Source organism: Marinobacterium arenosum (assembly GCF_019795155.1).
Classification (GTDB): domain Bacteria; phylum Pseudomonadota; class Gammaproteobacteria; order Pseudomonadales; family Balneatricaceae; genus Marinobacterium_C; species Marinobacterium_C arenosum.
In genome coordinates this window covers 33,109-54,600 of record NZ_JAILYN010000025.1, presented here as the reverse complement: position 1 = coordinate 54,600, position 21,492 = coordinate 33,109, and the positions used below count along the sequence as shown (strand labels likewise).

The window sequence follows — 21,492 nt, the reverse complement described above, 5'->3', positions numbered from 1 at the left end:
GTCAATGCGCCGTTGCCGGCGAGTGCTGTGCCATACGGCCGTTGTCGTCTTCGCTCTGCAGCCCGGGATTCAGCGTCAGGTACTGCGGTTGGCGCGGTGGCGCCAGCAGATCGGCCGGCCGGCCCCGGTCCGGTCGGCTGTAATCGCATACTCCATCGGGGAAGATCGTCCGCAACTGCACCAGGTACGGGGTCATATCGACCGCGCCGTACAGCCCCCGCTCGATCGCCTGCTCTACCGGTTGCAGCTGGCACTTCAGCATATCGCCAGCGATGGAATCGCCAGCCACCCGGCGCGACAGGCTGTAGCTGGGGTAACGGTGGCTGCACTGGCCGGTCGGCCGACTATTCCAGCCGCCGTCCCAGACATGCTCACCCTGGGCAATCAGCCGGCCCTTGCCATCGTAGCAGCGATCGACCGCATCGATCGGCTTGTAGTGCCGCGCATCCCGATCATCCGCCGCCAGCATCGCCAGCATCCAGCGGTCGATCAATTCGAACGCCTCCGGCAGCGGTGAATGGGGCTTGCGGGTCATCCAGATCAACTGGTTGTCGGCATGCCCCTGCCCCTCGATCATCCGCTGGCGGGTCGAAAACGAAGCTGTGCTGTGGTGCATATCCAGCTGATCGTCCAGGTAGTGACGAATATCGACGATTGGTATGGATATCCGGCCGATAAACACTTGGCCGGAGCGGTAGGAGGCTTCCATCGCCGGTATATCGCCACGCATACGCGGTGCCGGCGTGGCACCACCATCCGGACTCAGATTCATGTTGTGGTGACTCCAGGGTGAAAAGCTCAGCAGGTCGGTGTTGCCGCCCCATTTCCAGAACCGGGCATCGCTCATCTGCGGGTGCGGCTTCCAGCTACCGACATTGGCATTGAGGTGCAGGAACTCCCGCGGGCTCAGCTCACCGCCACGCAGTGCGGCCAGGCCGTACTGCACGCCGACGTTGTCCCAGGTGTGACGGGCATAGCCCTGGCCATCGGTACCGAATATATATTTAAGGTCATCCCAGTAGGTCCAATGCACCCGCTCATGGACCGAAGGCGCATAGCGGTTGGCATGATGGATAAAGCGCGGGTTGTTGACCAGCGGGGTCAGGCCCCGCCAGGCATGGACACACTCGCTGGTGCCGGAAAAGTAATTCGGCGGCTGGTTCTGCAGCATCAAACCAATGTCATAGACGATCGAGCGTTCCGTGACGAAGCCGTTCAGCGCGTTCATCCCTTCCACCAGACGGCGCTGCTCCCAGTCGCGCCAGCGGCGGTTATCGGCGCCGGTCACATCGAAGTAATACTCCAGCAGTTCGCAGTCGAACACGTAAGTGGTCTGGGTGATCATATCCGGGTAGGAGTAGAGCGGAATCGCAGCGTCGATCAGCCCGCTGCCGTTCTGGCCGATCAGGTACTGCTGGACGGCACCGCCGGAGCCGCCGATACCCACGGTGTACAGATCCTCGCCATAGAGCGCGTTGAACTGCCGCTTGACCCGCAATGCGGTCTCCTCCGACAGCCAGATGTTGTAGTGGTTGCTGGTCTGATTGGCGCTGGAGTAGATCACCGCATAACCATCGCGCAGCTGGTCGATGCGCCGATGCAACACATCCTCCGGGCTGGCCCGTCCCTGCACCCTGCCGATGCCGACACCGCCCCGGAACTGGTAAACCAGGCGGCGATTCCAACGGCTGCCATCCGGCTTGGCCAGCGTGCCGCGGGGGCCTTTCAACGCGGCGATCACGTAAATAAAGCGGTTGATGGTACCGGTTTCGACTCGGACGATGAAGTCAACCGACTCACCATCGATCTCGATCTTGGCGATATCGCCACGTGCCTGCGACAGCGGAAAGAAATCCTCGGTGCCCTCGCGGTTGTACCAGTAACGGGCATTGGTCGGCAGCAGACAATCGCGGGTGTAGCCGATCACCTGATCGGTCTTGCGTCGGTTGATCTCCTGATAAACCGGCGCACCTTCACCACGCTGATTGTCCACCAGCGGCTGGCCAAGGCCCGACTCCTCGGTACGGCAGTAAAAGGGATACTGGTGTGGCCCGGCATAGATATGCGCCTGCGGTCCCAGCTGGCCAAGCCGGATCGGATACTCGAATGGATCCGGCGCCCGGCTCAGCAGACTGGGGTGGGGCCCATGATAGGACGAAATCCCGGGCGTATTGAGCGCGGACAAAGGCAGCCCGGCGACCTGATTTTTCAAGGCATCGCGCTGGTCGACCTTGAACTCGAGATAGCCGATCAGTCCGGCCGCCACCAATAGCGGCACCAGACCGATCAAGGTTGCTGCCGCCAGGAAAATACGCCAGAAAGAGCGCTTGCTGCGTTGCTTTGCCAAAAGACTCCCCTCCCAATCGCCTCGGATTCAGCTCGGATAGCGGGTTGCCCACGGATATAGCCATGTCGATACCGGAAACTGGAGGAAAGTTCAAAACGCGAACTAAACTTTTTGTAAACCTGTGTTTCAAAGATTAAACAGCACCAGCACAATCCTGTTGAGCTGATGCATCTGCAGCGTGCGAAACCCATAGTATGAGGAGCAGGCAGATGACCATTCATAGCGCCCTACGTCCCCCACTCTTTGTCCGACGTTACCAGGCCCGGGCCTTCAAGCTATGCACCCTGCTGCTGGCTATCGGGCTATTGGCGGGCTGTTCGCTTTCCCAGAAGCACTCTACCGCCCAACATAACGCCATTGACCTGGACGCCCTCCAACTGCAACAGCATGGCGTGGCCTTTATCAGCCCTTCGACCATTACCGGTAAGGAGGAAGATAAACAGACCATGGCGTTCATCTTCTCGAAAATGCTCGACAAGGAGCGGCCGGATATCCCCCACACGCCGCTGCCACAGGCACTTGGCGCCATCAACCAGGCCGGGCTGGCGAACGAGTACAAGTCGATGTTCAGGGATTACCAGGCTACCGGTATCTTCGATCGTGACCGGCTGAAAAAGATCGGCGGCGCGGTCAATGCGCGGTACCTGGTGCAATTGAACCTGGCCAGTTTCAACCAGGGCAGCCACGGGCGGTTCAGCGTGTTGGGCTACCGGCTGTTCCAGACCAAGCACGCCAACATCCGGATGTTCTTCCAGATCTGGGATACCAGCAACGGCTCGATTGTCTGGGAGGGGATCGAGGAGCTGATCCTGGCCGAGGACACCGGTAGCGAACGTAATATCAGCTTCACCACCGCGGTCGAAGAGTCCGCTCGCAACTTGATCCGGCTGCTGCCCGACAAAGATTTCTCGGCCAGCCAAATCTCCCAGTTGCGTCCGGAAGAAGCTGCCAACTGACCCACTGAAGTAGTAGAAGTTGCAAGGACGGTGCCAAGGCACCGTCCTTGATCAGACTGGACACCGTAGTTCTGCAGATGCCAGCCAGCGCACTTCGATTTCCGCCGGTGGCTGTGGTGTACCGTAGAGATAGCCCTGCAGCTGATCACAGCCGGCTGCCATCAGAAACGCCTGCTGCGCCTCGGTTTCAACCCCCTCGGCGATCACCGTGAACTTCAGGCTGTGGCCCAGCGCGATGATCGCCCGGGCGATGGCGGCATCATCGGCGTCGTCCGGCAACGCCTGCACGAAGGCGCGGTCGATCTTCAGCTTCTGCACCGGCAGTTGCTTCAGATAGGACATCGACGAGTAACCGGTACCGAAATCATCAATTGCCAGGGTCACGCCCAACTGGCGGATACTGTGCAACAGTTCATAGGCCTGGTCGCGGTGATCCAGGAAGAAGCTTTCAGTGATTTCCAGCTCCAGTCGCTCGGCCGGCAGACCGCTGCCGGCCAGCACCTGCTCCACCAGCTGCAGGATATTGGCACGCAGCATATGGGCGCGTGACAGGTTGACGCTGATGCGGCCGAACTCCAGCCCCTGATCCAGCCATTGGCGACCCTGGCGGCAGGCCTTATGCAGTACCAGTTCGCCCAGCGCCACGATCAGATCCGACTCTTCGGCCAGTGGAATGAAATGGCCCGGCAGGATCATGCCCAGATCCGGGTGCCGCCAGCGCACCAGCGCCTCCAGTCCACTCAACCGGCTGCCATCCATCGAAAACTGCGGCTGGTAGTACAACTCCAGTTGCTGCTGTTCGATGGCGCGACGTAATTCACTTTCCAGCTGGACATGACGATAGGCGTCATCGGTCATCTGCCGGGTATAGCAATGGTAGGTGTTGCGGCCGGCGGCCTTGGCACGGTACATCGCCGCATCCGCGTTGCGCAGCAGTTCGGTGCGTCCGATGCCGTCTTGTGGATAGAACGCCAGACCGATACTGGTACCGACGAACAGCTCGCGCCCCTCAACCTGGTAACCACTGGCAATCCGCTTGATCAGCAACTCGGCCAGGCGGCCAGCTTCATCCGCCTCGCCCATCTCCTCGAGCAGGATGGCGAACTCATCGCCACCGAGCCGGGCCACGGTGTCGGACTGGCGCAGGGTCGTGCGAATCCGCTCAGCCACCTGGCGCAGCAACAGGTCGCCGGTCTCATGCCCAAGACTGTCGTTGATATTCTTGAAATGATCGAGATCGAGGAACAACAGTCCCAGCCGCTCGCCGCTGCGATCGGCCCGCGCCATCGCATGTTCCAGCCGATCGTTGAACAATACCCGGTTGGGCAGGCCCGTCAGCAGGTCGTGGTGGGCCAGATGCTCCAACTCCCGCTGTGACTCCTTGATCTGGCTGATATCGGAGAATACCGCCACATAGTTCTGCAGATTCTGCCGTTCGTCCCGCACCGCCGCGATGGTCAGCCAGGCGGGATAAAGTTCACTATCCTTGCGGCGGTTCCAGATCTCGCCCTGCCAGCTCCCCTGACCGTCGATCGACTGCCACATCCGTCGATAGTAGTCGTGGTCATGGCGGCCGGATTTGAGAATCCCCGGACGCCGGCCACGCACCTCCTCTTCCGTGTAGCCGGTAATATCGCAGAAGGCGCGGTTAACCGCCTGGATCCGTTGCTCGGCGTCGGTGACGATCACCCCTTCACGACTGTGGTCGAACACCACCGCCGCCTGGCGCTGCCACTCTTCCGCTTTCAGCCGGCTGGTCACATCGTTGGCCAGGCCGATCAAGCCGACCACCTCGCCATCATCGTTGCGCAGGGTGACCTTGGTGAGTTCCAGGGTATGCAACTCGCCATCGTCGAACGTCAGGGTTTCGGTTGATCGGTGGGGAGCCTGCTGCGCCAGGCAAGCAGTATCGGACTCGCGGAAGCGCTGCGCGGTCTCCTCGCCGAGCGGCACCACATAGTGCTCCGCTTCCAGGAAGGTCTGCTCGTCGATCCCCAGCGCATTGCAGAAAGTCTGGTTGACGAACCGGGCCCGACCATTGCGATCAGTCAGCCAGATTCCGATCGGCGCGTTGTCCAGCAACGCTTCGAAGGTACGTCGCTGTTCCGCCAACACTTCTGACTGCGCCTTCAACGTATCTATATCGGTCAGCACCCCGACCAGATGAGAGGGCCGTCCCTCATCGTCGCAGATCACGGTAACCGCATCCCGGACCCAGATAACCCGGCCGTCAATGGTCAACATCCGATACTCAAAGGTGTGACTTCGGCCCTGCGCCGTCTCTATGGTACAGAAATGAACCGCCTGATCGCGGTCATCCGGGTGGATCATTTCGGCCCAGGCAGACAGAGTGCCCCAAGCCTCTGCCGGATAACCCAGCATCTTCTGGCTATGGGGCGACACGTAGGTGAACCGGTCAGCGCGAACATCGTATTCCCAGCCGACCGCATTGACATCCTCGACCAGCGCGCGGAAACGGGATTCATTACGTCGTAACGCATCCTCCACCGCCTGCTGTTCGGTCACATCCTGAGCGACGATGGTCAGTGCTGGGCGATTAGCGTCGCCGGCCGGTTCGATATTGATCCGCAGCAGCCGGCCCGATTCACGCGATGTCGAACCGACCAGCGGGCAGCACAGGTCGCTGACGGTCTGCATATTCTGGCGCGCCCGCTCGAAGCCCTCGCGCACCAGTGCCTGGGCCTCGGGGCGGACATGGCTGAAAAACAGTTCCCGCGAAGCGGTCTGCTCCTCCGGCGAAAGCCCCAGCAACTGGTACATCTGCGCCGACCAGTGGTGAGTATCGTCCGCGAGATTCCAGCGCCAGCTACCCAGTTCCGCCAGCCGCTGGGATTCGGCCAGCAGGTGGTTCAGTACCGACAGCTGGTGGGTACGCTCACTGACCTCCTCCTCTACTTCCGTGGTGCGACCGGCGATCACCAGCAGCAACCAGCTCAACAGACCGGTGAACAGGAAACCCGCCGCCATCAGGAAATAGCTGTCCCAGGCCAGCGACAGCAGTTCGTGCGGCGCATACTGCACCAACAGCCAGCGGTGACCGTCGATGCGAATCTCCCGCTGCTGCTGCAGCGGATACTCGGCCCGGTCCAGTGCCGCCAGCAGCTGTTCGTCACTGATCGCCTGCTCCGAGCGGTAGAGCACCTTGCGCTGGGCGCGCGGATCGATCAGCGCCACCTCGCTGCCCGGCATCCGGTGATCGGCGATCACCGGCGCCACCAGCTCGTCGAACACCAGTACGGCGACCACCATGCCGGCCGACTGTTGCAGCGAATCCGCCTGTTGCGCCACCGGCAGAAAGATCAGCATGCCATCGCGGGAACCGTGATTCTGTATCAGCGAAATCTTCTCGGTGGGGATCGCCCGACCGGTGCGGATCGCCTGATCGATGGTCGACCGGCGGATCGGATCGTAGTAGACATCGAAGCCCAATGCCGCCCGGTTGGTTGCCATCGGCTCTACCAGGCTGACCACCAGATAGTGGTCGGCCGGGTCGGCAACTTTAAGCCCCCCTTCCGGTTTCTTTTGACGGATGCTGAAGTCCGGCTGATCATAGCGGCGGGCCATCTGCCGCTCGAACTCGGCCCGTTGCGCATGGGGCACCCAGCAGTTCCAGGACACGGCGAACAGATGCGGCGAGCGTTGCAGCAGTTCCTCACTAAAGGTTGCGAAGCCTTCGGGGGTCGGGTTGTCAGTGGCGCGAATATAGCCACGCAGCGCGTACAGCGAGTCGACGGTGGCATCGACCTTCTCCTGCAGCGAGTCCTGCAGCAGCGCCGAATGCTCGGCGAATAGCTCCGCCTGGTGCGACTTTTCCTTTTCATCGCCCAGCAGAAACAGCGCCATTCCGATCGCTAGAATCAGCGCCAACGGCAGGCCGACCGTCCTGACCCGCGGCCACCAGAGATTGCGCGGCGGCGCGAAGAACAGCAGCAACAACGGTGTCATCACCACCACGCCGATGGTGTCGCCCACCCACCAGGTAAGCCATTGGTCCCAGTAGTTGGCCGACGTGACAATGCCCTGCCAGTAGAGCACACCGGTGCCCATCGTGGCATTGAACAGGCAGCTCAGCGGCCCGCCCAGCAGCAGACAGCGTAGCGACTCGCGAGTACGGTGGATCGGGAACGGGAAGCCGACGCTACGCCTAACCAAGGTCGCCGCCAGCTTGGCCTGCAGCGCTGCGCCCAGACCGATCAGCGCCGGCGTGACCGGGCTGCCGATTGCCGACAGTTCACCGCCGGCGGCCACGAACAGGTTCAATAGGAAGGACCCCAGCCAGACGCCCAGCAAAGCGCGATCGCCCAGCAACAGCACCGCCGCCAGGGCGATACCCGACGGCGGCCAGATCACGGTGGCAAATCCGGGTGGAATGGCCAGCGACAACCCCAGGGCACCGGTAACCAGGTAACCCAGCGCTGTCAAAAACACCGCTATAACAAATGAACCCGCAAAATGCATCCCGACAACCTACCTGTAACCCTGTTCATCGCCTGGTCGCCCCCTTGTAAGCCGGCACCGACCAAGCTTCCCTTCGCCGGCCGGTAACATAAACCGCCATACTGAAGCACCCTGCGAAGTTGAACAATCTTACCAAATAACCAACGGAAATATGGGGCTAAAAATCGCCCATTGCCGCCGCCTGGCCGTATATGCCCTGCACAATTGGTCCAATATCCAAAGCCTTTGCTGACCTAGAATCGAGCCCATCATTGCGCCCACTACGGCCGGAATCCAGCAAAAGGTAACCCGATGAGCGACATTCAGATTGATCAGCCGGACAAGATGGTCTCGGTACGCGAGCTGTTCGCGATCGACAGCGACCTGCAGGTACCCGCGTTCAGCGAGCGGGACGACCATGTACCGGAGATCGACCCGGCCTACCACTTCAACCCGGAGGTCACCCTGGCGATACTGGCCGGTTTCAGCCGCGACCGGCGGGTGCTGGTACAGGGGCTGCACGGCACCGGCAAGTCGACCCATATCGAGCAGGTGGCGGCACGGCTGAACTGGCCCTGCGTGCGAATCAATCTGGACGGCCATATCAGCCGGCTGGACCTGGTTGGCCGCGACAGCATCGTGTTGCGCGACGGCAAGCAGGTGACCGAGTTCCAGCAGGGCATCGTGCCCTGGGCGCTGGAGAGGCCGGTGGCGCTGATCTTCGACGAATTCGATGCCGGCAGGCCCGATGTGATGTTCGTGATTCAGCGGATTCTGGAGCGGGACGGTAAGTTCACCCTGCTGGACCAGAATCAGGTGATCCAACCGCACCCGAGCTTCCGGTTGTTCGCCACCGCCAACACTGTCGGCCTCGGCAACCTGAACGGCCTGTACCACGGTACCCAGTTGGTCAACCAAGCACAGATGGACCGCTGGAACATCGTCACCACGCTGAACTACCTGCCGCCGGCCGACGAGGTGCAGATCGTCCAGGCGCGGGTCCCCTCGCTGCAGAACGAACAGGGCCGCCAGTTGGTGGAGACCATGCTCGGCGTCGCTCAGATGACCCGCCAGGGTTTCGCCAGCGGCGACCTGTCGATCCTGATGTCGCCGCGCACCCTGATCAGTTGGGCGGAGAATATCGAGATCTTCCGCGACCCGGCGGTGGCGTTCCGACTGTCATTCCTGAACAAATGTGACGAGGCCGAGCGTACCGTCGTCGCCGAGTACTACCAGCGCTGCTTCGACCAGGAGCTGGCCGAGTCCTATATGAACCAGGCCGAGGTTCTGGCCGGATGAGCCAAGCTGAAGAGCGCGCACCGCGTACCGAAAAGCTGCAGCAGCAGGCAGAAGAACTCTGCGCCGCCACCCTGCGGGCGCTGACCGGCCTGCCGGGGCTGCGCTTTCGCGGCCGCCAACTGGAGCTGAACGGCAAACGCTGCCCGATCCACGCGCCGCACCTGCACACCGATGCCGCCGTCGACGACTTCCGATCGTTCCGTGGCGCCGCCGACGGCATGGCGCTCAGGTTGCTGTACAGCGATCCGGTTCTGCACCAGCAGAAGATGCCGCAGGCGCCGGTCTCCCGGCTGGTATTCGAACTGCTGGAGCAGCTACGTTGCGAGGCGCTGGCGACGGCCCAACTGCCGGGCATGAAGCAGAACCTGCTGCATCGATTTCAGCGTTGGTGCGAACAGTTCAACAGCTCCAGCATGACCGAGAATCATGTCGGGCTGCTGGTCTACACCCTGGCCCAGGTCTGCTGGTCGCGGCTTAGCGGCCGGCCGGTGGACGAACGTACCGAGGGACTGATCGAGCCGCACCGGATGATGTTGGCACCCCATATCGGTCACGACCTGGCCGGGCTGCGTCGCCAGGCCGCTTTCCAGGCCAAGTATGCCGACCATGCACTGGGGATAGTCGCAGTGTTGGAAAGCCTGGTCGAACAACTCGACCGGGAGAGCGACGAACAGGCGGCCAAGGCGCGCAAAGAGGAGCTGATCAGCAGCTTCAACCTGCATCTGAACATCGACGAGGGCGACAGTGAGCTGGCTGCGCTGGGTGCCAGCGGCTCGACACAGGCATGGAAAACACTGACCGAGCAGTTGGCCAGCTACCGGGTGTTCAGTCGTGCCTTCGACCGCGAGCTACCGGCTGCCAAGGCGGTGCGCCCCGCCCTGCTGCCACAGCTGCGCGAGCGGCTGGACCGGCGCATCGCCGGCCAGGGGGTTAACCTGAACCGGCTGACCCGCCTGCTGCGTCGACTGTTGGCCGCGCCACAACGGGACGGCTGGCAGTTCGGCATGGAGGAAGGCTACCTGGATGGACGACGGCTGCCGGCATTGGTGACCAACCCGGATAACCGCCAGCTGTTCAAGCAGGAGCGCAACCAGCCGCAAAGCGACTGCCTGGTGACCTTCCTGATCGACAATTCCGGCTCGATGAAGGGCCATATCGAATCGATCGCCATGCTGGTCGACCTGTTCAGCCGGGCACTGGAACAGGCCGGCGCCAACACCGAGATCCTCGGCTTCACCACCGGCGCCTGGCAGGGCGGCAAGGTGGTCAAGCAGTGGCAGCGCCAGGGCAAACCGGCCAACCCGGGCCGGCTCAACGAACTCTGCCATATCGTCTACAAGGATGCCGATACCCGCTGGCGCCGTGCCCGGCCGTCGATCGCCGCGATGCTCAAACCCGACCTGTTCCGCGAAGGGATCGACGGCGAGGCACTGCTCTGGGCCGCCAGCCGGATGAACGGCCGGCCGGAGCAGCGCAAGATCCTGATCGTGCTGTCGGACGGCTGTCCGATGGACACCGCTACCAGCCTGAACAACGAAGCGGATTATCTGGACAACCACCTCAAGCAGGTGGCGGCGATGCTGGAGAGCCGCGGCGAGATCGAGCTCTACGCGCTGGGCGTCGGCCTGGATCTCAGCGCCTACTACCGCCGCAGCCTCGCCCTGGATATTGAAGAGTCGCTGGATAACGGCGTCTTTATGGAGATACTGCAGTTGCTCGGCCGGCGTTGAATGAACATCTACACTCTGTCGCTCGCGGAGCGAGCTGCTACGGCACGGACTCCTGTAGCAGCGGGCTTGGCATGCCCTTTGGGTACCGACCGCGACGGGTGTGACACGTCCGTCGGGCGACAGATAATCTTCAATGCGGCACAGACACCTGCCAATCATCGTTCAGGCCAATCCGCTGCTCATCCCCCCGGCCAATAAACCCACCAACAGCCACTATACTTGTACCTGCCTTGACTACTGAACGTCGTATCAACTTCGGGAGCCGGACCATGGATACCTCGCACCACGACCTCAGCACCCTGTTCGCACAACTCGGTCTACCCAGCAGCGATCGGGAGATCAAAAACTTCATCAAGAAGCACAAAAACCTGCAGGACGATATCCGTCTTGACCAAGCGCCATTCTGGAACGCCGCCCAGGCCCGCTTCCTGCAGGAAGCGATCCTCGAAGATGCCGATTGGGCCGAAGTGGTCGACCAACTGGATACCAGTCTGCGTCACTGAACGATTTGACCGAGCGGGGTCACCACGATGAAGCGCAATGTCGCCCAGAAACTGCTGGCCAGCCACCTGCTGGAGGGACAGCTGCAAACCGGCCAGGAGATCGGCATCAGGATCGACCAGACGCTGACCCAGGATGCCACCGGCACCCTGGTGATGCTGGAACTGGAAGCGATGGAGCTGGCGCGGGTACAGACCGAACTGTCGGCCCAGTACGTCGATCACAACCTGCTGCAAACCGATTTCAAGAACGCCGACGACCACCGCTTCCTGCGTAGCGCCTGCCGCCGCTTCGGCGTCTATTACAGCCCGCCGGGTAACGGCATCAGCCACCCGGTGCACATGGAGCGGTTCGGCGTGCCGGGCAAAACCCTGCTCGGCTCCGACAGCCATACTTGCGCAGCCGGCGCGCTGGGCATGCTGGCGATCGGCGCCGGCGGCCTGGAGGTGGCGATGGCGATGGCCGGCGAGCCGTTCTTCCTGAAGATGCCGCAGATCTGGGGCGTCGAGCTGACCGGCACGCTGCCAGACTGGGTCAGCGCCAAGGACATCATCCTGGAGATGCTGCGTCGCCACGGTGTCGATGGCGGGGTCGGCAAGATCATCGAGTACCACGGTGACGGGCTGGCCCAGCTGTCGGCGATGGACCGGCATGTGATCGCCAATATGGGTGCCGAACTGGGCGCCACCACCAGCCTGTTTCCATCGGACGACAACAGCCGGACATTTCTGGCCCGGCAGCAGCGCGCCGCTGACTGGTCAGAACTTATCGCCGACCCCGGCGCCGATTACGACCTGCACGAGACCATCGATCTGAGCCAACTGGAGCCGCTGATCGCCTGCCCCAGCAGCCCCGGTAACGTGGTGCCGGTCAGCGAAGTGGCCGGCCGGGAGATCGGCCAGGCCTATATCGGCTCGTCGGCCAACCCGGGACTGCGCGACTTCGCCATCGCCGCGCTGATGGTCGACGGCCAGCGGGTACCGGACAACGTGTCGCTGGATATCAATCCCAGCAGCCGCCAGGTGCTCGAGCAGCTGATCAAGCTCAGCCTGCTGAGCAAACTGGTGCACAGCGGTGCCCGTCTGCACCAGACCGGCTGCAACGGCTGTATCGGCATGGGCCAGGCCCCGGCCAGCGGCCGGATCAGCCTGCGCACGGTACCGCGCAATTTCCCTGGCCGCTCCGGCACGCCGGAGGATCAGGTCTACCTGTGCAGCCCGGAAACCGCCACCGCCTCGGCGCTGACCGGAGTGATCACCGACCCGCGCACGCTGGCGATGCAGTATCCGCGCTTCGTCGAACCGGACAACCTGCCGCTGAACCTCGAGGCGATCCAGCCGTTGGCCAGCGGGCCGCCGGTGGCGCTGGAGAAAGGCCCCAATATTCAGCCGCTGCCGACATTCGAGCCACTACCGGAACGGCTGGCGGGCCCGCTGCTGCTGAAGATGGGCGACGACGTCTCCACCGATGAGATTCTGCCGGCGGGCGCCGAGATCCTGCCGCTGCGCAGTAATATCCCGGCGATCAGCCGGTTCACCTTCAGCCGCATAGACGCCAGCTACTACGAGCGCGCCCTGCCCTACCAGCACGAGGGCTCCTTTGTGGTTGGCGGACGCAACTACGGCCAGGGCTCCAGTCGCGAACACGCGGTGCTGGCGCCGCATTACCTGGGTCTCAAGGCAGTGATCGCCAAGAGCTTCGCCCGTATCCACTGGCAGAACCTGGTCAACTTCGGCATCCTGCCGCTGACCTTCGACGATCCGGCCGACTGGGATCGACTGCAGCAGGACGACCAGTTGGCACTCGAGGATATCCGTACCGCGCTGGAGCAGAACAGCGCCATCCGACTGACCAACCAGAGCCGCAACCAGCACTACCCGCTCTCGCACAGCCTCAGCCAGCGCCAGGTGGCGGTACTGCTGGCCGGCGGGCTGATCAACTGGGTGCGGCAGAAACAGAGCAGCGACCGGCGTCGCAGCAATGGCCCGACGCCCTCAGCTAAAAAGCCATAAGCGACAAGCTTGAAGCGGCAAGTCGCGGGTTGTAGTGGGTCGTAGCGGAAAGTTTGGCGCGCTGTCGGTTGGTCCAACCGGGTTTCGTGGGAGGCGCACCCCGCGGCGACACCCGCAGGACGTGCCAACCCGGTCGCGGTCAGTACCCAAAGGGCATGCCAAGCCCGCTGCTACAGCTGCTACAGGAGTCTAGCCGTAGCAGCCCGCTCCGAGGGCGACACCCGCAGGACGTGCCAACCCGGTCGCGGTCAGTACCCAAAGGGCATGCCAAGCCCGCTGCTACAGGGGGCCGTGCCGCAGCAGCCCGCTCCGAGGGCAACACCCGCAGGCCGTGCCAACCCGGTCGCGGTCAGTACCCAAAGGGCATGCCAAGCCCGCTGCTACAGGAGTCTAGCCGCAGCAGCCCGCTCCGAGGGCGACACCCGCAGGCCGTGCCAGCCCGGTCGCGGTCAGTACCCAAAGGGCATGCCAAGCCCGCTGCTACAGGGGTCCGTGCCGTAGCAGCCCGCTCCGAGGGCGACACCCGCAGGCCGTGCCAGCCCGGTCGCGGTCGGAGCTCGCTGCTACAGGAGTCCGTGCCGCAGCAGCCCGCTCCCGTTTACTGGGCCTGCCGATCTCTGATGGCCTGGGCACGCAAAGATGCTCAGCCCAGCACCAAGCCATTACAACACTAATTATTTCGACACAAAACATTCGCATTGACCTAGCGCACCAGCCACACAGCCGCTCAAGTCCGTCTACGACAGTCATTCTTGCCGATCCGCGACATTTCCACCATTAAGCGACATCCAGCTGCCAGTTGGCGACATATTGCCGCTATCAGCTTGCAAAAACCACTTCCCTGGCCTTCCTGAATGAAACCCTTTAGGCAGCGAAAAAACACTTCCATCCGCGCTACCTCGTCTGACGAAGTTGCGAAAATCTCATTCAATCCGACAAAAAAATTACAGATTTTGATTTGACTTCGAATGACCCACTCTGTTTTTATTAAATAAACATTTAATTAAAAAAACAGATTCGGATTGCTGTATGCCTAAAATCGGGATGCCGGAGATCAGGAAACCGCAGTTGATCAACGCCACCATGGACGCGGTCAACGAGGTTGGCCTGCAGGGCGCCAGCGTGGCGATGATCAGCCGCCACGCCGGGGTCTCGCCGGCAATCATCAACCACTATTTTGGCGGCAAGCACGGCCTGCTAGAGGCCACCATGCGCCACGTGCTGCGCCAGCTGTCCGAGGCGGTGCGTCTGCGCCTGGCCGAGTGCCAGCCGGACGACGTGCCGGGCCGGATCAAGGCGATCGTCGGCGGGAACTTCGACCCGCGCCAGCTGGACCCCAAGGTGGTCAAGACCTGGCTGGCGTTCTGGTCGCTGGCGATGCACGACCCGGCGCTCTACCGGCTACAGCGGGTCAACGAAAAACGGCTGCTGTCCCATCTGCGGCTGGAACTGCGCCGGCTGATGCCGCGCGACCGGGCCCAGTTCGTGGCCCAGGCGATTGCCGCATTGATCGACGGCATCTGGCTGCGCGGCGCGCTGACCCCCGAAGGGATCAACAGCGACCTGGCCCAGCGAATCATTGCCGACTACCTGGAGCTGCAGCTGCACGCTGGCAGCTCCGCCAACTAAGTTCAGGGTACGAGAGAGAACATCATGAAGGTTGAACGCTCATATATTCACGGCTGCGCCCATGACGCGCCGAACGCCGAGACGTTTCTGACCCGCAACCCGGCCACCGGCGAGCCGCTGGCAGAGGTCCAGTTGGCGGATGCAGCGGTGATCGACAAGGCGATCGAATCGGCCCGCCAGGGCCAGGCCCGCTGGGCGGCGATGACCGGCGTCGAACGCGGCCGCATCCTGCAGCGTGCCGCCGACCTGTTGCGCGAGCGCAACGACGAACTGGCCCGGCTGGAAGTGCTGGATACCGGCAAGCCCTGGCAGGAGGCCAGCGTGGTGGATATCCAGACCGGCGCCGACGTGATCGAGTACTACGCCGGGCTGGCGGCCAAGATCCAGGGCGACTACCAGCAGCTGGACGCACAGAACTTCTTCTACACCCGCCGTGAACCGCTGGGTATCTGCGCCGGCATCGGCGCCTGGAACTACCCGATCCAGATCGCCTGCTGGAAATCCGGCCCGGCGCTGGCGGCCGGTAACGCGATGCTGTTCAAGCCGTCCGAGGAGACGCCGCTGACCGCCCTCAAACTGGCCGAGATCTACAGCGAAGCAGGCCTGCCGGACGGGGTATTCAACGTGGTGCAGGGCGACGCCCGCACCGGCCGGCTGCTGACCGGCGATCCGCGTATCGCCAAGGTGTCGTTCACCGGCGAGTGCGGCACCGGCAAGGCGGTGATGGCCGATTCCGCCGCCAGCCTGAAAGAGGTCACCATGGAGCTGGGCGGCAAGTCGCCGCTGATCGTGTTCGACGACAGCTCGGTGGACAACGCGGTATCCGGCGCGATGCTGGCCAACTTCTACACCCAGGGCGAGGTCTGCACCCACGGCACCCGGGTATTCGTGCAGGACGGCATCTACGACGCCTTTGTCGAGGAACTGGCCAAACGCACCGGCCAGATGATCGTCGGCGATCCGCTCGACCCGGCCACCCAGGTCGGCGCGCTGATCTCCACCAACCATCTGGAAAAGGTACTGGGCTACATCGAGGCTGCCAAAACGGCCGGCGCCCGCCTGCTCTGCGGTGGCCAACGGGTTACCGACGGTAAGCTGGCCAGCGGTAATTTCGTCGCGCCGACGGTATTCGTCGACTGCAGCGACGAGATGCCGCAGGTCCGCGAAGAGATCTTCGGCCCGGTGATGTCGGTATTGCGCTTCAGCAGTGAGCTGGAGGTGATCGAGCGCGCCAACGACACCGACTACGGTCTGGCCGCCGGGGTGTTCACCCGCGATATCAGCCGCGCCCACCGGGTGATCAACCAGCTGCAGGCCGGCATCTGCTGGATCAACAGCTGGGGCGATTCACCGGCCGAAATGCCGGTCGGCGGCTACAAGCAGTCCGGCATCGGCCGCGAGAACGGCATCGCCACCCTCTACCACTACACCCAGACCAAGAGCGTCTACGTCCGTCTGGACGACCTCGAGCGTCCCTACTGACCGATCGGCGGAGGAGCCCTCATGGCAGACAAGTTTGACTACATCATCGTCGGCGCCGGTTCCGCCGGCTGTGTACTGGCCAACCGGCTCAGCGAGGACGGCCGTTACTCGGTCGCCCTGCTGGAAGCCGGCGGCAGCGACAAGAGCATCTTCATCCAGATGCCGACCGCGCTGTCCTACCCGATGAATACCGCGCGCTACAACTGGCAGTTCCACAGCGAACCGGAACCGCATCTCGACAACCGCGTACTGGACTGCCCACGCGGCAAGGTGCTGGGCGGCTCCTCGTCGATCAACGGCATGGTTTACGTGCGCGGCCACGCCTGCGACTTCGATCAATGGGAGGCCGAAGGCGCCGAGGGCTGGAACTACCAGAACTGCCTGCCCTACTTCCGCCGCGCCGAGCAGTGGAAGGACGGTGCCGACGATTATCGCGGCGGTGACGGCCCGCTGGCCACCTGTGCCGGCAACGACATGCGGCTGAACCCGCTCTACCAAGCATTCATCGATGCCGGCGAGCAGGCCGGCTATCCGACCACCGAGGACTACAACGGCCAGCAGCAGGAAGGCTTCGGCACCATGCATATGACCGTCAAAGACGGCGTGCGCTGGTCCACCGCCAACGCCTACCTGCGCCCCGCCCTGTCGCGGCCGAACCTGACCCTGATCAGCCAGGTACTGTGCCGCCGGATACTGCTGGAAGATGGTCGCGCGGTCGGCATCGAATATGAGCGCAATGGCAAGGTCAGCCAGCTGAAGGCCAACCAGGAGGTGATCCTGGCGGCCGGCGCAATCGGCTCGCCGCAGCTGCTGCAGTTGTCCGGCATCGGTCCGGCCGAGGTACTCCAGCAGGCCGGCGTCGAGCTCAAGCATGAACTGCCGGGGGTCGGGGAAAACCTGCAGGACCACCTGGAGGTCTATTTCCAGTACCACTGCAGCCAGCCGATCACCCTGAACAGCAAGCTGGACCCGATCAGCAAAGGTCTGATCGGCACCCGCTGGCTGCTGTTCAAGGATGGCCTCGGCGCCACCAACCACTTCGAATCCTGCGCCTTCATCCGTTCGCGGGCCGGGCTCAAGTGGCCGGATATCCAGTACCACTTCCTGCCGGCGGCGATGCGCTACGACGGCGGCAAAGCGATTCCGGGCCATGGTTTCCAGGTCCATGTCGGACCGAACAAGCCGAAAAGCCGCGGCTATGTGCGGATCACCTCGGCCGATCCGGCCGGCAAGCCCAGCATCCGTTTCAACTACCTGCAGGACGAGCAGGACCGGATCGACTGGCGCGCCTGCATCCGGCTGACCCGCGAGATCCTGCAGCAGCCGGCGATGGCGTCCTACCGGGGCGACGAGATCCAGCCGGGCATGGCGGTGCAGAGCGACGAACAGATCGACGCCTGGGTACGGGCCAACGTGGAGAGTGCCTACCACCCCTCCTGTACCTGCAAGATCGGCGCCGACGACGACCCGATGGCGGTACTGGATGCCGACTGCCGGGTACGCGGTGTGAACGCACTGCGGGTGGTGGACTCCTCGGTGTTCCCGACCATCACCAACGGCAACCTGAACGCGCCGACCATCATGGTGGCGGAACGCGCCGCCGACCTGATTCTCGGCAAGCCGGCACTGCCGGCGGCGAATGTGCCGGTCTGGATCCATCCGGAGTACCAGACCACCCAGCGCTGAACCAACGAATCCCTTAAAACCTGTGTGGCAGCCGAGCTGCCGCCACGCTGTATCCCCAAGGCAACCCGACCGGCAGGCCTGGTTTCCTTGGCGATATGGCTGAATCAGAAAAATAAAAGGAAGCCCTATGAGCAACAATACTGACAAAAACTACACCTCCACCCAGCGCACGCCGGCCTGGCGCCGGCTGATCGCCACCACCGGCCTGGCCGCGGCGATGTTCGGCTCCGCCGGCGCGCTGGCCAACAGCTGCGAAACGGTGCGCTTCTCCGATGTCGGCTGGACCGATATCACCGCCACCACCGCGGTAGCCTCGGAACTGGTCGCCGGGCTCGGCTACCAGCCGCGCGTTGAACTGCTGTCGGTACCGGTCACCTACAGCTCGCTGGCGGCCGGCGACCTGGACGTGTTCCTCGGCAACTGGATGCCGACCATGGAGGGCGATATCGCCAAATACCGTAAAGCCGGCACCGTCGAAACCGTGCGCGCCAACCTGGAGGGTGCCAAGTACACCCTGGCGGTCAACAAGGAGGCCTATGATCAGGGCGTCAAAAGCTTCGCCGACCTGGTCAAGTTCAAGGACAAGTTCGACGGCGCCATCTACGGCATCGAGGCCGGCAACGACGGCAACCGTCTGATCCAGGAGATGATCGACAAGAACGCCTTCGAGCTGGGCGACTTCAAACTGGTCGAGTCCTCCGAAGCCGGCATGCTGTCCCAGGTCAAGCGCTCGATCCGCCGCAACAAGTGGGTCGCCTTCCTCGGCTGGGCCCCGCACCCGATGAACGCCAACTTCGATATCGCCTACCTGAGCGGCGGTGACGACTGGTTTGGCCCCAACTACGGCGGCGCCACCGTCTACACCAACGTCCGCAAGAACTATCTGAAGGAGTGCCCGAACGTCGGTCAGCTGCTGAAGAACCTGCAGTTCTCGCTGGCGATGGAGAACCAGATCATGGGCTCGATCCTCGACGACGGCGAGGAACCGCGTGAAGCGGCACGCATCTGGCTGAAAAACAATCCCGAAGTGCTGAACAGCTGGCTGGACGGCATCAACACCAAAGATGGCCAGCCGGGCCTGGCAGCGGTGCGTCGTCACCTGGAGCTGTAACCCCCGTCTCAGCCCAATGGGGAGCGTCCCGCTCCCCTCTGCCACGCCCCACCCGGAGGATTGCCAATGAACTGGATTACCGACAATAAAATACCGGTCGGCGAATGGATGGAAATCTTCGTCGACTGGCTGACCCTCAACGCCGCCGGCTTCTTCGATGCCCTGGCCGCCGGCATGGAATGGATGATCCTCGCGGTGACCAGCCTGATGCTCTGGCTGCCGCCGCTGGCCATCATCGCCCTGGTGGCCGGCCTGGCCTGGTGGCTGCACCGCAGCTGGCCGCTGCTGCTGTTCGTAGTCGGCGCGCTGCTGCTGATCGCCAACCTCGGCTACTGGCAGGAGATGATCGAAACCCTGGTGCTGGTGCTGGTCGCCACCTTCCTGTGCGTGCTGATCGGCATCCCGCTGGGCATCATCGCTGCGCACAACCCGCGCTTCTACGCGCTGCTGCGGCCGGTACTCGACCTGATGCAGACCATTCCGACCTTCGTTTACCTGATCCCGACGCTGGTGCTGTTCGGCCTCGGCGTGGTACCGGGGCTGATCTCGACCATCATCTTCGCGATCGCCGCGCCGGTCCGGCTGACCTGCCTGGGCGTATCCAAGGTGCCGGAGGAACTGACCGAAGCGGCCAAGGCGTTTGGCGCCACCCGCTGGAAACTGCTGTTCAAGGTGGAACTGCCGGCGGCGATGCCGAGCATCATGGCCGGGGTCACCCAGTGCATCATGCTGTCGCTGTCGATGGTGGTGATCGCGGCGCTGGTCGGCGCCGACGGCCTCGGTAAACCGGTGGTACGTGCCTTGAACACCGTCAATATCTCGCAGGGCTTCGAAGCGGGCCTGGCGATCGTGCTGGTGGCGATCCTGCTCGACCGGCTGTGTAAGAAACCGGGTCAGGAGGCATAACCATGAGCGTAATCGATATCCAGAACCTCGACGTGGTATTCGGCGACAACGTGGCCAAATCGCTGACGCTGCTCGACCAGGGCCTCAGCCGGCAACAGATCATCGACCAGACCGGCGACGTGGTCGGCGTACACAACGCCAGCATCTCGGTCGACGAAGGCGAGATCTGCGTACTGATGGGGCTGTCCGGCTCCGGCAAATCCAGCCTGCTGCGCGCCATCAACGGCCTTAACCCGATCAGCCGCGGCCACCTGCGGGTGCGCGATGGCGAACGCAGTATCGACCTGGCCGACTGCGACGAGCGCACCCTGCGCCAGCTGCGCACCCACCGCATCTCGATGGTGTTCCAGAAGTTCGCGTTGATGCCCTGGCTCAGCGTACTGGACAACGTGGCCTTCGGCCTGGAGATGCAGGGGATCGACAAGAAGGAACGCCAGCGCCGGGCGATGGAGAAGCTGGAGATGGTCGGCCTGGCCGACTGGCACGCCCAACTGCCGCACGAACTGTCCGGCGGCATGCAGCAGCGGGTCGGCCTGGCCCGGGCGTTCGCGATGGACAGCGACATCCTGTTGATGGACGAGCCGTTCTCCGCGCTGGACCCGCTGATCCGCGCCCAGCTGCAGGACGAACTGATCGAGCTGCAACGGGCGCTGAAGAAGACCATCATCTTCGTCAGCCACGACCTGGACGAAGCGCTGAAGATCGGCTCCCATATCGCGATCATGGAATCGGCCCGCATCATCCAACACGACACCCCGGAGCAGATCGTGCTGAACCCGAAAACCCGCTACGTCGAGGATTTCGTCGCCCATACCAACCCGCTCAACGTACTGGCCGGCCGCACCCTGATGACGCCGAAGGCAGAACTGTCGCAGTTGGACGGTCGCCAGCAGCTCGATCCCGCCCACGATCTCTGGCTGCAACCGGAACAGGACGGCATCGGCAGCGTACTGCGTGGCAGCCAGCCTTTACCGGCACAACGCTGGCAGAAAGACGCCCCGCCACTGGACAAGGGCACGGTGGCGATCGCTTCTCCGGAGATTTCGATGCGCACCGCCATCGAGCTGCGCTACCAGACCGGCCTGCCGGTACTGCTGGAAGAACAGGGCAACTTCGTCGGCGTACTGTCGGACCACAACTTCTACCACGGCCTGCTCGGCAAGCACTTCAGCCAGACCGAAGGGACTGAAGAAACCGAAAAAACCGGCCAAACCGAAGCGGCCTGATCCTTAGTTCGTGCTACACCCCATTAACACCGGCGTATCCGATACGCCGGTTTTTTTATTTGTATATTCTCGCTTAACGCTTTCGGCCTGATGGATGCAAATCGCAGGAAGACAACTTCCGCTGCTGAGCTTAGTTAAAGTTCTTTTCG

The 21,492-nt window shown here is 62.9% G+C and carries 13 protein-coding genes; 11 read left to right on the top strand and 2 right to left on the bottom strand.

Translation table 11 applies throughout. The features are described from left to right. Window position 1: 1 nt before the first annotated feature. Window positions 2-2,347 (bottom strand): DUF6351 family protein, encoded by a 2,346-nt coding sequence (locus K6T12_RS12720; protein WP_222223076.1) that lies wholly within the window; start codon window positions 2,345-2,347, stop codon window positions 2-4. A 209-nt stretch (window positions 2,348-2,556) separates the two neighbouring features. On the opposite strand from K6T12_RS12720, the gene K6T12_RS12715 reads away from it, so the two are divergent. Further along, the gene (locus tag K6T12_RS12715; RefSeq protein ID WP_222223074.1) at window positions 2,557-3,303 is read left to right on the top strand and encodes a hypothetical protein; all 747 of its coding nucleotides are present in this window, start codon (window positions 2,557-2,559) and stop codon (window positions 3,301-3,303) included. Window positions 3,304-3,354: 51 nt separating this feature from the next. Here the strand turns inward: K6T12_RS12715 and K6T12_RS12710 are convergent, their stop codons facing one another. Next, window positions 3,355-7,746 carry an EAL domain-containing protein gene (locus tag K6T12_RS12710; protein ID WP_222223072.1) on the bottom strand — a complete coding sequence of 1,464 codons (4,392 nt, stop codon included), beginning with the start codon at window positions 7,744-7,746 and terminating at the stop codon, window positions 3,355-3,357. 327 nt (window positions 7,747-8,073) lie between these two features. Between K6T12_RS12710 and K6T12_RS12705 the strand changes: the two genes are divergently transcribed. The 10 genes from K6T12_RS12705 to choV all read left to right on the top strand — a co-directional run bounded on the left by K6T12_RS12705 (window position 8,074) and on the right by choV (window position 21,343). Beyond that, window positions 8,074-9,060 (top strand): AAA family ATPase, encoded by a 987-nt coding sequence (locus tag K6T12_RS12705; RefSeq protein WP_222223070.1) that lies wholly within the window; start codon window positions 8,074-8,076, stop codon window positions 9,058-9,060. Next, on the top strand, window positions 9,057-10,790 hold the full coding sequence (locus K6T12_RS12700; protein ID WP_222223067.1) for a cobaltochelatase CobT-related protein: 1,734 nt from the start codon (window positions 9,057-9,059) through the stop codon (window positions 10,788-10,790). The genes K6T12_RS12705 and K6T12_RS12700 overlap by 4 nt, the downstream gene beginning before the upstream one ends. 269 nt (window positions 10,791-11,059) lie before the next feature. Next, window positions 11,060-11,293 carry a DUF2789 domain-containing protein gene (locus K6T12_RS12695; RefSeq protein WP_222223065.1) on the top strand — a complete coding sequence of 78 codons (234 nt, stop codon included), beginning with the start codon at window positions 11,060-11,062 and terminating at the stop codon, window positions 11,291-11,293. A gap of 27 nt (window positions 11,294-11,320) precedes the next feature. Continuing rightward, complete coding sequence (locus tag K6T12_RS12690; protein ID WP_222223063.1) at window positions 11,321-13,303, top strand: aconitate hydratase; 1,983 nt, start codon at window positions 11,321-11,323, stop codon at window positions 13,301-13,303. Between the two features lie 1,029 nt (window positions 13,304-14,332). Further along, entirely contained in the window at window positions 14,333-14,932 is a 600-nt protein-coding gene (betI, locus tag K6T12_RS12685; protein WP_222223061.1) for a transcriptional regulator BetI, read from the top strand. A gap of 24 nt (window positions 14,933-14,956) precedes the next feature. After that, window positions 14,957-16,414: a betaine-aldehyde dehydrogenase gene (gene betB / locus K6T12_RS12680; protein ID WP_222223059.1), complete on the top strand. Its 1,458-nt coding sequence runs from the start codon at window positions 14,957-14,959 to the stop codon at window positions 16,412-16,414. Window positions 16,415-16,435: 21 nt separating this feature from the next. Further along, on the top strand, window positions 16,436-18,100 hold the full coding sequence (betA, locus tag K6T12_RS12675) for a choline dehydrogenase (protein WP_222223057.1): 1,665 nt from the start codon (window positions 16,436-16,438) through the stop codon (window positions 18,098-18,100). Between the two features lie 217 nt (window positions 18,101-18,317). Further along, complete coding sequence (locus tag K6T12_RS12670; RefSeq protein ID WP_255611710.1) at window positions 18,318-19,211, top strand: choline ABC transporter substrate-binding protein; 894 nt, start codon at window positions 18,318-18,320, stop codon at window positions 19,209-19,211. 66 nt (window positions 19,212-19,277) lie between these two features. Continuing rightward, on the top strand, window positions 19,278-20,117 hold the full coding sequence (gene choW / locus K6T12_RS12665; protein ID WP_222223052.1) for a choline ABC transporter permease subunit: 840 nt from the start codon (window positions 19,278-19,280) through the stop codon (window positions 20,115-20,117). Window positions 20,118-20,119: 2 nt separating this feature from the next. After that, window positions 20,120-21,343: a choline ABC transporter ATP-binding protein gene (gene choV, locus K6T12_RS12660; protein WP_222223050.1), complete on the top strand. Its 1,224-nt coding sequence runs from the start codon at window positions 20,120-20,122 to the stop codon at window positions 21,341-21,343. Window positions 21,344-21,492 lie beyond the last annotated feature (149 nt).